The sequence below is a fragment of the Kribbella yunnanensis genome, assembly GCF_039529655.1.
Classification (GTDB): Bacteria; Actinomycetota; Actinomycetes; order Propionibacteriales; family Kribbellaceae; genus Kribbella; species Kribbella yunnanensis.
The window spans coordinates 48,623-62,838 of record NZ_BAAANF010000026.1; the positions used below are offsets into that span (position 1 = coordinate 48,623).

Sequence of the window (14,216 nt, forward strand, 5' to 3'; positions counted from 1 at the left end):
TCACCAAGTTAGGAGTGACAGGCGGTCCTTCCACTAGCACAGGACGCCGATCTACTTGCAGGTCACGCCAACTGCCGGATGGCGTCCGGTGTTGTGCCGGTCCAGGTCCGGAACGCTCGGTAGAACGAGTTGGTGTCGTCGTAGCCGAGCAGGAAGGCGATCTCCGAGGTCCGCAGATCGCCGTTGATCAGGTAGTGCCGCGCGAGGTTCTCCCGGGTCCCGGCCAGGATCGCCTGGAACGACGTACCTTCCTGGCTGAGCTGGCGCTGCAGGGTCCGCGCGCTGGTGGCGAGCTGCTGCGTCACCGCGCCGATCGAAGCATCGCCGGCGGGCAGCGTCTCGGTGAGGGCGGCGCGGACGCGGTCGGCGACAGTGGCCGAGGCTTGGAGGTCAGCCAGCCGACGACGGAGGTCGGGGGCGAAGACCCGCCACATCTGGTCGTTCTCAGTGAGGAACGGTCGCGTGGCGTCGGCGGCTGTGAAGGCGATGGAGTACGTGGTGCCTTTGCGCAGCCGCGTTCCGAGATAGTCCTCGATCACCGCGCGGTTGGCCGCGGGGTCGGGCATCGTGACGCGAGCGGGCCGGACCTGCTCGCGGGTGGCAATGCGCGCCAGCGCGGTCCAGAAGATCAGCTCGATGGTGCCGAGCAACGCCGGCGGGTCGGACGGCCAGGCACAGGTGATCGTCAGCGCGTCCGAGGTGTCGACGTCCAATCGCAGCGGGCCGATCAGCGGTTTGTACGTCGCGAGCCGTTGCGCGGCGGTGGCGAGGTTCGGGCTGCAGAGCGCGGCGAAGATCGGTGCGGAGAACAGCTCGACCGAGATCGCCTCGCCGATGTCGACCGCCAGATCACGGTCCCCACCCTCGGCCGCGAGTGCTTCCCAGAATCGGTAGTACTCCGCGGGAGAGAGCTCGATGGGCCGATGGGCAAACAGGTCGGCCGGCAGCTGGGCTCGCCGCAGCACCCGGGCGGGAGGAAGGCCGAGGTCGCGAAGCAGCGCCTGGAGACTCGGCTCCAAGTCGAATCGTTGACCCGCCATGAGGTGATCGTAGACGAGGCGCTGCAGGCCGCAGCGCCTCGTCGCGGGGTGACTAGCTGAGAGTGATCGGTGCGGTCACTTCGAGCTCGGCGAGCTGGAAGCGGTACGCGTTGCCGGCGGCCTCGGGGATCGGGAGCCCGAGCTTCGTCGCCGAGACTCGCAGGTAGCGGAACGAGCCTGCGGCTGCGAACGTCTGCGGGCCGAGCACCGGGGCACCAGCGCCGTACCCGGTCTTGGTGACCAAGGCCGGCGACCAGGTAGTGCCGTCGTTCGAGCCTACGATGGTGAAGTCGGCCGGGAACCCGCGGCCGTCACCGAACTGGTCGCTGCGCGGCCACAGCGTCACGGCGTCGAAGGTCCGGGTTGCGCCCAGGTCCACGCGGACCGACTCGGAGGCAGTGGCGGTCGGGTGCTCGGCCGAGGTCCAGCCCATGGTCGGGTTGCCCTCGTTCGCGCCCGTGTAGCTGTACCGGCGGCCGTCGACGAGTGCGCTCGGCCCCCAACCCTGACCTGCGTTCGTGTACGACGAACTCGGGGCAACCGTCACGCCCCGTGCGAAGTCGATCGTGGACTGCACGCCCGGTACCGGCTTCGAACCCGGGGCCTCGGACGACGGCGTGAGCTCGATCAGCGCGACCGCGTTCGGTGCAAGCGTCACCGTGCTGGACCAGTTAGATGCCGAGGCAACGACCGTGCGGTTCGACGCCCGGAGCGGCTCGTGTGCACTGGGTCGCAGGTTCTTCTGACCGGCCGCGTTGTCGGAGTAGGAGTTCTGCGCGTTCACCGCGTACTGGGTGACCGCGAAGTTGGTCGAGGCGTACGGCAGGCCGCTCACCGATGGGTGGAAGGTCGTGGTGTTCAGGGTGTTGTTCCAGAGCAGGACGGTGGTCTTCTTCGCCGCGGAGTCCGCAGTGACCAACCCGTACGTCGCAGTTCCGCTGTTCCCGCTGATCGTCGTACTGAGCTTGGTGTTGCCGAGGGCATCGAACATCGCGAACGCGTTGCCGACCGCCTTGCGCCGGCCGTCGACGGTCAGCAGACCGAGGTCACCGTTGAAGTCCGCACTCGGGCGCCAGCCCTCGAGTCCGCTGAAGAAGTGCACGCCGTTGAGCCCGGTCTCGCCGAGCGCGTCGTACATCCGTTGCAGCGCGTACGACGCGGTCTGGTGCGTGTCCGGCCAAGTCCCCGGACCGTTGTTCATCGCGAATGTGGAGTTCCACTCGGTGATGTAGAGCTGCTTGGCCGGGATGCCGCGGCGGGAGATTTCGCCGCGGATGTCCTGGGTGCTGTTGAAGTCGTTGGGTCCGTACGAGTGCCAGGACACGAAGTCGCAGGGGATCCCGGGGTTGGCCGCGATGTAGTCCAGCCAGCCGCCGAGCAGTCCGACCGTGGGCGTCGCAACACCGGGTCCACCGACCTTCGCGGTCGGGTCGCCATGCCGCACGGCTTGCGCACTGGCGGCGTACAGCTGGTTGTACTGCGCTGTCGTGCCGGTCCAGAAGCCGCCCTTGTTGTCGGGCTCGTTCCAGACCTCCCAGTTCCAGCCGCGGTAGTTGGAGCCGGGCATCGCCGCGTAGTGGGAGACCATCGCATCGACCGCGCGGCCCCAGGCGGCGTAGTCCTTCGGCGGACTGAACAGACCGTTCGTGGCGAACGCACCCGGCATGTAGCTGAGGCTGATCCACGGGCGGATGCCGTGGTCGACCAGCGGCTTCAGTACGGCGTCGAGCTTGCTGAAATCGAACTTGTCGACACCCTTCACGACGCCGTAGAAGCTGTCGTCGAAGACGTGGTCGACGCGGATCTCGCGCAGCCCGAGATCGGCGAGCTCGTCGGCGTGGTCCGCGAGGACGTGCAGGTTCTGCAGGGTGAGGTAACCGCCCTGCGAGGCACGGAGCACGAGCTCCTTGTTCAACGTGCCGTTGTCGGTGCCGTAGACGGCCGACACCTCGACAGTCGCAGCGGGTGCTGCGCGGACCGTTGTAGGTATGAGTGCAAGGACGAGTGGCAGGAGTAGTGCAGTCCAGCGACGCATGAGTGTTTCTCCTTGAGGGTTGGGCGGCTGATCAGCCTTTGATCCCACCGGCCATCACTCCGGCCAGAATGCGACGCTGACCGAGGACGAAGACCAGGACGAGGGGAAGGCTGACCACGATCACGTCGGCGAAGACGTAGTTCCAGTTGGTCGAGTGCGAGTTCGAGCTGACGACGGCGAACAGGCCGAGCGGCAGCGTCTGCCGGCTCTCACCGCTGAGCAGGAAGAACGCGTAGAAGAAGTCGTTCCAGATGAAGACCCACAACACGATCCCGGCTGCGAACAGCACCGGACCGAGCAGCGGGAAGACGATGGTGGCGAAGATCCGCAACCGGCCTGCGCCTTCGAGTTGCGCGGCCTCTTCGAGTTCCCGCGGTACCGAGCGGACGAAACCGGTGATCAGGAAGATCGCCAGCGAGAGATAGACCCCGGCGTACAGGCCGATGAGCGACAACCGCGTTCCTTGCAGGCCGAGTTGGGCGTCGAGGTAGACGGAGGTGATGACCGGCGCTGGTACGAGGATGCCGACGATGCTGGCGTAGAAGAGCAGCCGGACCGGACGGGACTCGCTCCGCGCGAACACCCAGGCGGCCATCGCCCCGGCGATCAGGATGAAGGCGACTGAACCGGCCGTGATCAGCAGGCTGTTCAGCAGGCCGACACCGGCACGGCCCTCGGTCAGCACGGTCCGGAAGTTGTCGATGATCGCCCAGTCGTGTGGCAGCCCGAATCCCGGGGTCCGCGCTTCAGCGAAGGGCTTGGCCGCGTTCACCAGCACCATCCACAGCGGTACGCCGATCACCAGGCCGGCGGCGACGGACAGTACGACGTACTTGATCGTCCTCATGCGTCGACCTCCCGGCGGCGGAGCGTGATCAGCAGCGGGAACGCGACCGCGCAGACGAGCAGCAGGAGGAGTAAGCCCATCGAGATCGAGTAGCCGTAGTACCCCTGCGCGTACTGCTGCTGGATGAACATGTTGAGGACCTGCGTCGAGTCGCCGGGACCGCCGTTCGTCATCGCGAAGACGATGTCGAAGGTGTTGAACGCCCCGATCAGCGTGGTGACGAAGTTGAACGTGATCGCCGGTGCGAGCAATGGCAGTTGAACCGACCGGATGATCCGCCAACGGCTTGCTCCATCGGTGCGCGCGCTCTCGAGCAGTTCACCGGGGATCGCGTTCAGGCCGGCGATGTAGACCAGCATGTTGACGCCCATGAACTTCCAGGCGTTCACCAGCGCGACGATGACGATCGTCCACGTGGTGCTGCCGAGCCACGAGACCTCGATCCCGGCAGCGCGGTTCAGTGGGCCGTCATCCGCGAGCAGGGCCTTGAAGACATAGCCGGCGGCCAAGGGCGAGATCAGCACCGGGAGGAAGAACGCCGCGCGGAAGAAAGCGTGCACGCGGCTGGGCTTCTCGAGGGCGAACGCGAGCAGCAGCCCGGCCAGGTTCTGCGCGATCATCACGACCACCGCGTAGACCACGGTCACCCGGAGATCGGTGCTCAGGGCACCTTCCTGGAGGAGTTCGCGAAAGTTGGCCAGTCCGGTGAAGGCGATCGTGTCCTTGTACGCCGACCAGTCGGTGAACGCGAGCGCGAAATTCAGCAGGTTCGGGACCAGGTAGAAGACGGCCACCACGAGGAGCGCGGGCAGCAGGAATCCCGCCGTACCGGCTCGGGCTCTGAGCGAGGTGGTCATCAGAACCCGGTCAGTCCTGCCGTCTTGGCGCTCTTCGCCCACGCCGCTTGCAGATCCGCGGCCACCTGCTCGGGAGTCGACGAGCCGTTGATCAGCTTGCTCATGAAGGTCGGGAAGGGGCCGAAGTCGGCCGCGAACAACTGCGGATAGCTGGTGCCGTCACTCTCGAGTGCCGCGTACGCCGCCTGGGTCGCGGCCGGGACCTCGGTTGGCGTGGTGAAGCCGGTCAGCGCCGGGGCTTGTTTCTGCACGTCGACGAAGTGTTGATATCCCGCACCCGCGGCGAACTTGAGGAAGGCTGCGGCCGCCTGCTCCTGCTTTTCGTTGCCGGTTCGCGGCATCTGGATCGAGAAGGTGGTGGAGTACGCCGCTGTCGGGCTGGTCGTGGACAGCGCCTGCCAGCCCAGCTTCTCGTTCATCGCGGTCACGCCGATCGACTTCACGAAGTCCGAGCTGATCCAGGTGCCCTGCGGGATCATCGCGACCTGACCTGCGGCGAACTTCTCCTGCTGCTCGGCGTACGTTCCGGTCTTCAGGTTGCTGTTGAAACATGGCTCCAGTGATTTGTAGGCCTTGAGTGCGTCGACGATCGCCGGATTGGTCCACTGGGCTTGGTTGTCGTTGAGCTTGTCCTGGAGGCCGGCCTTCATCGCGTCGGTCCAGAGCATGAACGGCAAGATCTGCGTCGTCCACTGGTCGCCGCCCGCGTCGTACAGCGGGGTTACGCCGGGGTGTTGTTGCTTGATCGTCTTGCAGGCGTTGACGAGTTCGGCGAGGTTGGTGGGCGGCTTCGGGACGAGTTGCTTGTTGTACCAGAGGCCGAAGACGCTCGGCGGTTCCAGACTGAGGCCGTAGTTCTTGCCATCCAGTACGGCGGCAGTCTTGGCGAGGCCGAATCGCTGCTTGGCGACGAAGTCCTGGCCGGTCAGGTCGTACAGGTTCTTGGCCGGATCGAGGCGACGCATGAAGCTGGCGGTCGACTGGAAGATCATCAGGTCGGGCCGGGTCCCGGTCGCCCACTTGGTCAGCAGGTTCGACTCGTACGGGTCGGGGAAGATCTCTGGTCGGATCTTCGCTCCGGTCGCCTTCTCGAAGTCCGCGAACAGGGTCTTGTAGCCGGCCTGCAGGGTGTTCGACTGCCAGACCGTCAGGGTGACGCCGTTCAGGTCGGTGGCCGCCTGTGGGAAGGTCTGGCCGCCGGTCTTGGTCATCGGGTTGCCGCAGCCGGCCAGGACGAGGGCGGCGGTGAGGAGGCCGAGGATCGTGCGTTTCATCGAGATTCTCCTTCGCGAACGAAGAGCCAGTCGCCGGGGCCGACGCGGTAAGTCGCCGGTCCGATCGGCTCGGCGCTCTGTGGGGCGGTGATGCGGCCGGTGTGCGGCAAGTGGATGACGGCTGGACGGTCGGTGGTCACCTCGAGTTGGAAGCGTTCGCCGGTGAGATGCCAGGCGGTTCGGACGTCTTGGTGTTCCGCCTCGACCCAGGTGAGATCGCCGACCACGACCGGGCGGATGACGAGGTCCGTCGCGCTGTATTGCAGACCGGCCAGGTGCTGCGTGAACCAGTCGTCGACGACGCCGAGCATGAAGTGGTTGTGCGAGCCGTAGCCGTTCCAGTACTCCGGGAGGGACGTCGTACCGAGGGTTGTCAGGTGGGCGTAACCGGGGTAACCGGGGGTGGTGACCACGTCCCAGATGACGTCGTGGCGAACGCCTTCGGCGAGCACGCGCAGTACCGGACCGAGGCCGATCTCGCCGACGGTGAGGTGGTTGCCCTGCGCAATGATGTCGTCGATGAGCTGCTGCAGAACCGCGCCACGGGACGACGCCGGTACGACGCCCAGTTCGAGCGCCAGCGCACACGAGGCCTGGGTGGTGTAGCGGGGGAAAGCACGTTGGAAGGCTTCGGCGATGCGAGCGCTCAACTCCTTGTACGGCGTGGTGTCCTCGTGCAGGACGGTCGCGATCTCGTGCAGTGTCTGAACCGCCCGGAGGTAGCCGAAGGTGGCGGTGAGCTGGGTCGGGGTCGATTCGTCGAACGCACCCCAGTCGCCGAGACCGTGATCGAGCAGGTGGTCGTTCGCCTTGCTGGTCAGATAGTCGACGTACCGGACCATTGCGGGGAAATGCTCGCGGAGAGTGTCGACGTCGCCGTACTGGCGGTAGAGCAGCCAAGGGGCGAGGACGAGGGCGCTGCCCCAGTTCGGGTCGTCGCGGAAACCGCCCTCGAAGACCGTGTACTCCGGGGCGATGTCCGGGACCAGGCCGTCGGCGGTCTGCGCCTCGGCGACGACTTTGAGCAATTCACGGTAGTAGTCGGCGACGTCGTACCCGAAGGCGATCGGGCCGAAGACCAGGTGGATCTCCTCGAGCCAGCCGAGCTTCTCGCGGTGCGGGCAGTCGGTGAGGACCGAGTACATATTGGACTGGATGGCTCGGTCGATGAGCGTGTGCAGCTTGGTGATCAGCGGGTCCGAGCAGGCGAAGCGGCCGACCTGGCGGTTCGCGGTGCGGAGGACTAGGCCTTCGATCGTGTCGGGGCGCGGTGGGTGGGGGAGGCCGTCGACCTGAACGTAGCGGAGGCCGTGGTAGCGGAACTTTGGGTGCCAGGTCTGCGGGCCGAAGCCGGCCAGGGTGTACGTGTCCCAGATCGGGCCGCCAGTGCCATCGGAGGTCTGGCGCACGTAGCCGTACTCGTCGAGGACCTCACCGGGGCGCATGGTGATCGTGGTTCCTGGTGGGCCTTCGACGGTGAGGCGTTGCCAGCCGGCGAAGTTGATGCCGAGATCGAAGACGTAGGTGCCGGGCTCGGGCTGGGTGATCGCTTGTGTGGTGAGCGTTTCGACGATCTCGATGGCCGGGGCGGAGGTCATCGAGATCGCGGGGCCGTCGCTGATGGTGGCGTCTCGCCAGCCGGTGGGAGTGCGGGTGGCGTCGTAGTCTTCACCGCCGTACCAGCTGGAGAACGTGGTGCGGCCGAGAGAGGTCTGCCAACTGAGGTCGTGGACAACGCCGTCGAGGCGGAGTTCGGCGTACAGGCGGGGTGGTCCGTCGGAGCGGGTGAGTTTCTGGTACCGGTCGGGGGTCGGTGGGACATGGGCCATGCCGGGACCGACCTCGACCGTGATCGTGTTCTCGCCAGGCCAGAGTGCGGTCGTGACGTCGTAGTCGCGGTAGACGACGCGGCGGGAGAAGTCGGTGTACGGCGGTTCGAGGACAGCCGCGCCGACCGCGTGATTGTTGACCATCGCGTCGTACACGCCGCGGGCGGTGACGCGAAGGATGGCTTGGGTGGGCAGGGCGTCGACGGCGAACGTCGTGCGGAAGATCGGGAGGGCGGCCGGCGTGCTGCCGGGCTGTTCCCAGTCGTGGTTGCCGATCCAGTAGGTCACCCAGCGATGGTGCGCCGCCGTGGACACGCCCAGATAGGCCCGGATGAACCGCTACTTGGACGAAACTAACCCCAGGCTCGGATGGAGGTGGATGCCATGGCCGAACTGCCGGTCGCGCTCGAGAGCGGCCTGATCTTCTTCACCGACGAGATCACGGCCGGAGCCGGGCGGCACCTGCACCTGGACAGCCACCCGGTGCACACCCACAGTTTCATTGAGATCTTCACGGTCATTGGTGGTAGCGGCACTCACCTGTCACCGCTCGGAACCCAGTTGCTGACGGTCGGAGACGTCGTACTGCTGCGCCCAGGGGCGTGGCATGCGTTGGAGGACTGCCACGAGTTGGAGGTCTTCAACTGCGGGTTCGCGCCGGAGATGTTGCGGCGGGAGCTCGCGTGGATGCGTGAGGATCCCTTGCTGTCCTACCTGTTGTTCGAAGGGCCTTATACGCCTGGACATCAGGGCACGCTGGCGTTGCATCTCGAAGCGGACGTGCTGGCCGAGTACGTCGCTCATCTCGAACCGCTGTCCGATCTGCGGCCACCGCGGACCGAGCGGTACCGCGCCGATGTGATCGGACGGTTGTCGCTCGGGCTCGGACTACTGGCTCGCGCGGCCGGTGAGGCGAAGTACGGGACCGAATCGCCGCTGCGGTTCACGCATCCCGCCGTACTGCAGGCGATTCGGATGCTGGAGGCGGATGTGACGCGCGGGTGGACGTTGCAGGACTTGGCCGATGCTTGTCATCTGGCTCCGAACTACTTGATCCGGCTGTTCAAGACGAACACCGGCTTGCCGCCGCTCGCGTACCTGGCCCACCACCGTGCCGAGACGGCCGCGATCTTGCTGGGCACCACCGACCACCCGATCTCGTCGGTCGGCGCTGCTGTCGGCTGGCCCGACCAGAGTCATTTCACTCGGCGCTTCAAGGCCTACTACGGTGTCAACCCGACTACCTATCGGCGTCAGCGTGATCAGGCTCCGGTGGTCGAACCAGGGCGATAGATCATCAGTACGACGACGATCGCCCAGAGCAGATTGAAGATGCCGGTCTGCATGCCGAGCCGGCGGCCGGCTGCCGCGACGTCGCGGTGGACCCAGACGTCGCTGAGCAGCTGCCGCTGGCCGGGCAAGATCAGCCCGATCAGGATGGCGGCGGCCACGGCGGTGAGGGCCATCGAAACGATCAGCCAGGTGTCGGTGAGTACCCCGAGCTGAGCACCGGTGGCGACGCCGAACACCGGGACGAAGATCGCGATCACGCTGTAGACGCGGGTGATGCGATGCAGTACGACGACCGTCGCGGGCTTGCCGGGGTCGTCGGGGTGCTGGGCGGCGCTGCGGACCGCCGCTGGGTACATGCTGGCCGCGATCGCCACCGGGCCGATGGTGAGGATCGCGGCAAGGACGTGGACCGAGAGCAGGAACGCCGTCATGCGGACATCCTTGGCTAGTCGTCGGCGCGGTGCCATTGGCGATCTGGACACAAAGTGCCTGGATCTGGCCAACCCGCTCATTGTTCTCTGAAGTGGTTAATCTGTGGAGATGCAACTGGTTGCTGTGCTGGCTCTGGAGGATGTGATCGCCGCCGATCTGGCCACGCCCGTGGAGCTGTTCGGGCGGGTGCGGTTGCCGGATGGGCGGGCGGGCTATCGCGTCGTGGTGGCCGGATCCGAGTCGTCGGTCGGAGCCGGGCCGCTGCGGATCATGCCCGGGGCAGGCGTCGACATCCTCGAGCGCGCCGACCTGATCGTCGTACCGGGCCGCAACGATCCGACGGCCCCAACGTCGCCGGAGGTGCTGACCGCTCTGCGCGCCGCCGCGGATCGGGGCACGCGGCTGATGTCGATCTGCGTGGGTGCGTTCAGCCTGGCCGAGGCGGGCCTGCTGGATGGGATGCTCGCGACCACCCATTGGCTCGCGACTGACCGGCTGGCACGGGAGTATCCGTCGGTCCGAGTCGATCCGGATGTCCTCTACACCGACAACGGCTCGATCCTCACCTCGGCTGGCGCATCCGCCGGCATCGACATGTGCCTGCACGTCGTCGAGAACGACTACGGCGTCGCGGTTGCGGCGGATGCGGCGCGAATAGCCGTCGCGCCGCTCCATCGCACCGGCGGGCAAGCGCAGTACATCCTCCGCAACCGGCCGACCCAACACACGGCGAACCTCGAGCGCGTGCTCGCGTGGATCGAGGAGAACGCCCATCGGCGGTTGACTCTCACCGACATCGGCGCGGCAGCCGGGATGAGCGTGCGGACGGTCGCGCGACGGTTCACCGAGGAGACCGGGCAGAGCCCGATCCAGTGGCTGACCGGTGTCCGGATCAGGCATGCCCAAGAGCTGCTCGAAACGACCGACTACACCGTCGACCGGATCGCCGACAAGGTCGGCTTCCCGACCGCGAGCAACTTCCGCACCCTGTTCGCCCAGACAGTCGGCGTGCCCCCAGGCGCCTACCGCCGAACCTTCCGCCCGGCTAGCTAGCGCGCGACTTTCGGTGGGCAGGTAGGTCCGGAAGTTCGATGGCCGGCGGACGGCGGCTGGTTAGCGTGCTGGGCATGGGATATTCCAGACGGCAGATGTTGGGGATCGTGCCCGTTGCGGCAGTCAGCGCGGCCTGGCCGGGGGTGTCGGCGGCCGCGCGGCCGGAGGGTGGGTCGGTGCTGATTCGCAACGTCCACATCTTCGACGGGCGGCGGATGCTGGACGGTCGACGGTCGGTGCTGATCCGCGATGGGTTGATCGCCCGAATCGGCGACCTTGCTCCTGAGGGTGTGGCGGTGGTCGACGGGCGAGGCGGGACGTTGCTGCCTGGGCTGATCGACAGTCATGTGCACACCTTCGAAGGCAGTTCTGCGGATGCGTTGCGGTTCGGGGTGACGACCGAGCTGGAGATGTTCGGCGAGCCTGGCCAACTGGCCGCCGCGAAACGGCAACGGCGGTCGCGGAAACAGGTGACGGCCGCGGATCTGTGGTCCGCGGGGAATGGCGTGACTGTCCCGGGCGGTCATCCGGTGAGGCCGGGCTATGAGTTCCCGCGGGTCTTGCCCGACACGGACCTCGACAGCTTCGTCGCCGATCGGCTGCAGGAAGGGTCGGACTATCTGAAGTTCGTGTACGAGCCGGGGGATCCGCCGGACCGGCCGCTGCCGTCGCTGACTCTCGCGCAGGTGACCGCCACGATCGCGGCCGCGCATCGACGGGGGCGGCTAGCGGTTGGGCATGTGGAGAAGCTGAAGCTGTACGTCGAGGCTGTCCGCGCCGGCGCCGATGGGATCGTGCATGTGCCGTACAACGCGGTAGCCGGCGCGGCCGAGGTCGAAATGATCAGGAGGTCCGGCAGCTTCGCCGTACCGACGCTCTCGGTTGTCGACTGGGGTCTGGGCGCGAAGTCGTTGCTCGCCGATGACCGGATCACGCCGTGGCTGAGCCCGACCCAGGAGTACCTGCTCTCCCAGGAACCGCCGGAGCGGCCGGGCCGACCGGACCTCCTCGGGATCGCCTCGGCCAACGTCCGCCGCTTCCACGCCGCAGGCATCCCCGTCCTGGCCGGCGCCGACGCTCCAGTCCGTGCGAACGTGAGCGGCGCGAGCCTGCTGACCGAACTCGAACACCTGGTCCGGGCCGGCCTCACGCCCGCAGAGGCCCTGACGGCCGCCACCGCCGCACCGGCTCGGCACTTGCGCCTTGCCGACCGCGGTCGCATCACCCCGGGCCGCCGCGCCGACCTCATCCTGACCAGCGCCGACCCGACCCGGGACATCACCAACCTCCGTACCCTCCACACCATCTGGAAGAACGGGTATCAGGTGGACCGCACCCCGCCCGCAGAGGTACGGCGTTCGAGCGCGTCGATGACGGTCGGGCAGACGTCGACGTCGTAGAGCCTTTCGATGGCCTGAAGACCGCCGGGGCTCTCCGCGTTGATCTCCACCACCTTGCTGCCGATCACGTCGATCCCCACGAAGAACATGCCGTCGGCAACGAGTTTCTCGCTCATCGCTTCGATGATGCCGCGTTCGGCGTCGCCGATCTCGAGCGGGACGGGGTGGCCGCCGGTGCTGATGTTGGCGCGCGGGTCGTTCCCCGTCGGCACTCGGCGGAACGCGGCCGGCTTGCCGTCGCACTCGAGGAGCTTGCCCTCGAGCAGAAAGATCCGGGCGTCGCCGTCGGCACCGCCGTCGACGAACTCCTGAGCGATCGCATAGCCGTCCTCGAGGACCGCCTCCGTCATCTGGGCGAGATTCGCCTCGTCCTCGTCCTCGATCATGAACACGTTGCGGCCCTTGGATCCGTACAGCGGCTTGACGACACAGTGACCGACCTCGGCGGCGAACCGTTCGATCGCTTCCGGGTCACGGGTCACCAGCGAGCGAGGCCGGATCTTGGCCGGGAACTCCTCGAGGTAGAGCTTGCTCGTGGCCCGGCCGAGGCAGGCGGGATCGTTCACGACCGTCACGCCGCGCTCCTTGAGCATCTGCCCGAAGACCACCCCCAGCGGGCTTGCCCACGACCGTTCGCGCAGGTCGTCGATCGATTCGTTGCGCAGGAACACGGCGTCGAGGTCGTCCGTCGCGATCCGCTCGGCATCGCGCTCCTTGACGCGCTCCATGAAGGTCGCGAGGGTGTCGCCCTGCTCAAACTCCGCAGCATGAGCCCGAGCCGTCAGTTCCCCGTCGGCCGGACCGGCCTCGACGTCGCCGACTCCGACGTACCAAACCTGATGCCCACCCTGTACGGCGGCCCTGGCGAGCCGCGTGGTCGCGTACTCGTCCACCTCGGCGGGGACATCGTTGACGAAAAAGGCGACCTTCACGAGACGGCTCCGTCGTACAGGTCGGTGACCGAGGCTCCCGCACGGAGTCGGTTCAGGCGGTCCTGAGCCCCGGGCACATCCAGCCAGCGTGGGCGGATCCACGGTGCTTCGAGGACGCCGCGGTCGAGCAGGTCCTGGATCAGCGAGACATGGTCGAGGGCGAGCTTGCCGACGAAGAGCACGTCGAGGCTGTTGCCTTCCGCAATGGTCTCGAGGATGCGGGTGATCCCGCGCAGGTAGATCGCGTCCTTCACGGAGCCGCCACCGACGACGACCCGGATGGCGATCGACCAGGCCGTCTTGGCCGGGATCCGGTGGTCTTCCCGGAGCGACTTGAAGATCTCGGGGAACTCCGCGCCGTCCAGCATCTTGCCGACGGCAACAACTCTGGCCGCGAGCACCCGCAGCCGCCGCGGGTCCAGTCCGCCGGTCAGGTACTCCGCGAGGACCGCGAGACCCTCCTGAGTCTCGTCGTACCCGGGCAGTCCGATCTTCAGCAGGGTCAACGGTTGCCGGGCGCCGTTCTGGTAGGTGACGACGTGGGTTCCGACCTCGTGGTGCAGCAGGGGCTCGACGCGGTCCGCCCGGATCGCGGCGGTTTCCGGGATGAGCAGCTTTCCGAACGAGACCATCAGTTCGGAGACGTCCTCACGAACCTCGACGGACGCCGGGAAGTCCGGATACATAGCCTGGTAGCGGTCGAACTCCTCCTTGGCCGCCTGCGCGAAAGTAGCCGCCGTGACACTGCGGCTACTCGGAGCTTGGACCGGAATGAGCTTGAGCAATTCCTCGGCCGCCGACGCGAGCGCAGGGGAGACCTCGCCGTACAGCTGAAGTGATCCGTACACGAAGCGTGAGGTGTCGCGGTCCTCCAGGACCGTGATCTCGCGGGCGATCTCGTCGCGCTTCGCCCGGAAGAGTGTGTGCAGCGCGGGATCGTCGATGGTCTCGATCTCGAGGTCGTACAGCTCCCGGCGGACCAGATCGGGCTCGAACTCCAGCGGCCGGAGCCGCAGCGTGGGCGCCGAGCCGAAGTCACCGCGTTCGAAGTCCGTCCACGCTTCGGCTGCGTTGACCGGTGTGAGGTTGAGCAGCAGATCCAGTCTGCGCTCGATGGCGGTCAGCCGCCCGTCGATGCCGACGGCGGCTCCGAGCGTTTGAGTCGAAGAGCTCATCTTCCTGCCGTACCCACGAAGCATCACAGGCAAGCAGAAAGCCCAACAA

At 66.8% G+C, this 14,216-nt stretch carries 12 protein-coding genes; 3 read left to right on the top strand and 9 right to left on the bottom strand.

From position 1 onward, the window contains the following. Nucleotides 1-62 precede the first annotated feature (62 nt). From ABD231_RS37275 to ABD231_RS37300, 6 genes are read right to left on the bottom strand one after another with little or no spacing between them, the layout of a single operon-like run. A complete protein-coding gene (locus tag ABD231_RS37275; RefSeq protein ID WP_344163428.1) occupies nt 63-1,040 on the bottom strand; it encodes an AraC family transcriptional regulator in 978 nt (325 codons plus the stop codon). A 52-nt stretch (nt 1,041-1,092) separates the two neighbouring features. Next, on the bottom strand, nt 1,093-3,075 hold the full coding sequence (locus tag ABD231_RS37280; protein ID WP_344163430.1) for a GH39 family glycosyl hydrolase: 1,983 nt from the start codon (nt 3,073-3,075) through the stop codon (nt 1,093-1,095). Between the two features lie 31 nt (nt 3,076-3,106). Then, nucleotides 3,107-3,922, bottom strand: coding sequence for a carbohydrate ABC transporter permease (locus ABD231_RS37285; protein ID WP_344163433.1), 816 nt, complete (start codon nt 3,920-3,922; stop codon nt 3,107-3,109). Further along, nucleotides 3,919-4,779, bottom strand: a complete 861-nt coding sequence (locus tag ABD231_RS37290) for a carbohydrate ABC transporter permease (protein ID WP_344163435.1) — start codon at nt 4,777-4,779, stop codon at nt 3,919-3,921. The genes ABD231_RS37285 and ABD231_RS37290 overlap by 4 nt, the downstream gene beginning before the upstream one ends. Then, the gene (locus ABD231_RS37295; RefSeq protein ID WP_344163438.1) at nt 4,779-6,053 is read right to left on the bottom strand and encodes an ABC transporter substrate-binding protein; all 1,275 of its coding nucleotides are present in this window, start codon (nt 6,051-6,053) and stop codon (nt 4,779-4,781) included. The genes ABD231_RS37290 and ABD231_RS37295 overlap by 1 nt, the downstream gene beginning before the upstream one ends. Then, on the bottom strand, nt 6,050-8,170 hold the full coding sequence (locus ABD231_RS37300; RefSeq protein ID WP_344163440.1) for a family 78 glycoside hydrolase catalytic domain: 2,121 nt from the start codon (nt 8,168-8,170) through the stop codon (nt 6,050-6,052). Before ABD231_RS37300 ends, ABD231_RS37295 begins: the two co-directional genes overlap by 4 nt. Nucleotides 8,171-8,266: 96 nt before the next feature. Between ABD231_RS37300 and ABD231_RS37305 the strand changes: the two genes are divergently transcribed. Continuing rightward, nucleotides 8,267-9,175 (top strand): AraC family transcriptional regulator, encoded by a 909-nt coding sequence (locus tag ABD231_RS37305; protein WP_344163442.1) that lies wholly within the window; start codon nt 8,267-8,269, stop codon nt 9,173-9,175. Here the strand turns inward: ABD231_RS37305 and ABD231_RS37310 are convergent. Next, on the bottom strand, nt 9,145-9,606 hold the full coding sequence (locus ABD231_RS37310) for a hypothetical protein (protein WP_344163444.1): 462 nt from the start codon (nt 9,604-9,606) through the stop codon (nt 9,145-9,147). The genes ABD231_RS37305 and ABD231_RS37310 overlap by 31 nt on opposite strands. Before the next feature lie 109 nt (nt 9,607-9,715). On the opposite strand from ABD231_RS37310, the gene ABD231_RS37315 reads away from it, so the two are divergent. Further along, complete coding sequence (locus ABD231_RS37315) at nt 9,716-10,660, top strand: GlxA family transcriptional regulator (RefSeq protein WP_344163446.1); 945 nt, start codon at nt 9,716-9,718, stop codon at nt 10,658-10,660. A 74-nt stretch (nt 10,661-10,734) separates the two neighbouring features. Then, the gene (locus ABD231_RS37320; RefSeq protein ID WP_344163448.1) at nt 10,735-12,060 is read left to right on the top strand and encodes an amidohydrolase family protein; all 1,326 of its coding nucleotides are present in this window, start codon (nt 10,735-10,737) and stop codon (nt 12,058-12,060) included. Here ABD231_RS37320 and ABD231_RS37325 read toward each other — a convergent pair. Together ABD231_RS37325 and ABD231_RS37330 are read right to left on the bottom strand one after the other, a co-directional pair. Beyond that, nucleotides 11,982-12,992, bottom strand: a complete 1,011-nt coding sequence (locus ABD231_RS37325) for an ATP-grasp domain-containing protein (protein WP_344163450.1) — start codon at nt 12,990-12,992, stop codon at nt 11,982-11,984. The two genes, ABD231_RS37320 and ABD231_RS37325, sit on opposite strands and share 79 nt — an antisense overlap. Further along, nucleotides 12,989-14,167: a peptidase MATCAP family protein gene (locus ABD231_RS37330; RefSeq protein ID WP_344163452.1), complete on the bottom strand. Its 1,179-nt coding sequence runs from the start codon at nt 14,165-14,167 to the stop codon at nt 12,989-12,991. Before ABD231_RS37330 ends, ABD231_RS37325 begins: the two co-directional genes overlap by 4 nt. Nucleotides 14,168-14,216: the final 49 nt, after the last annotated feature.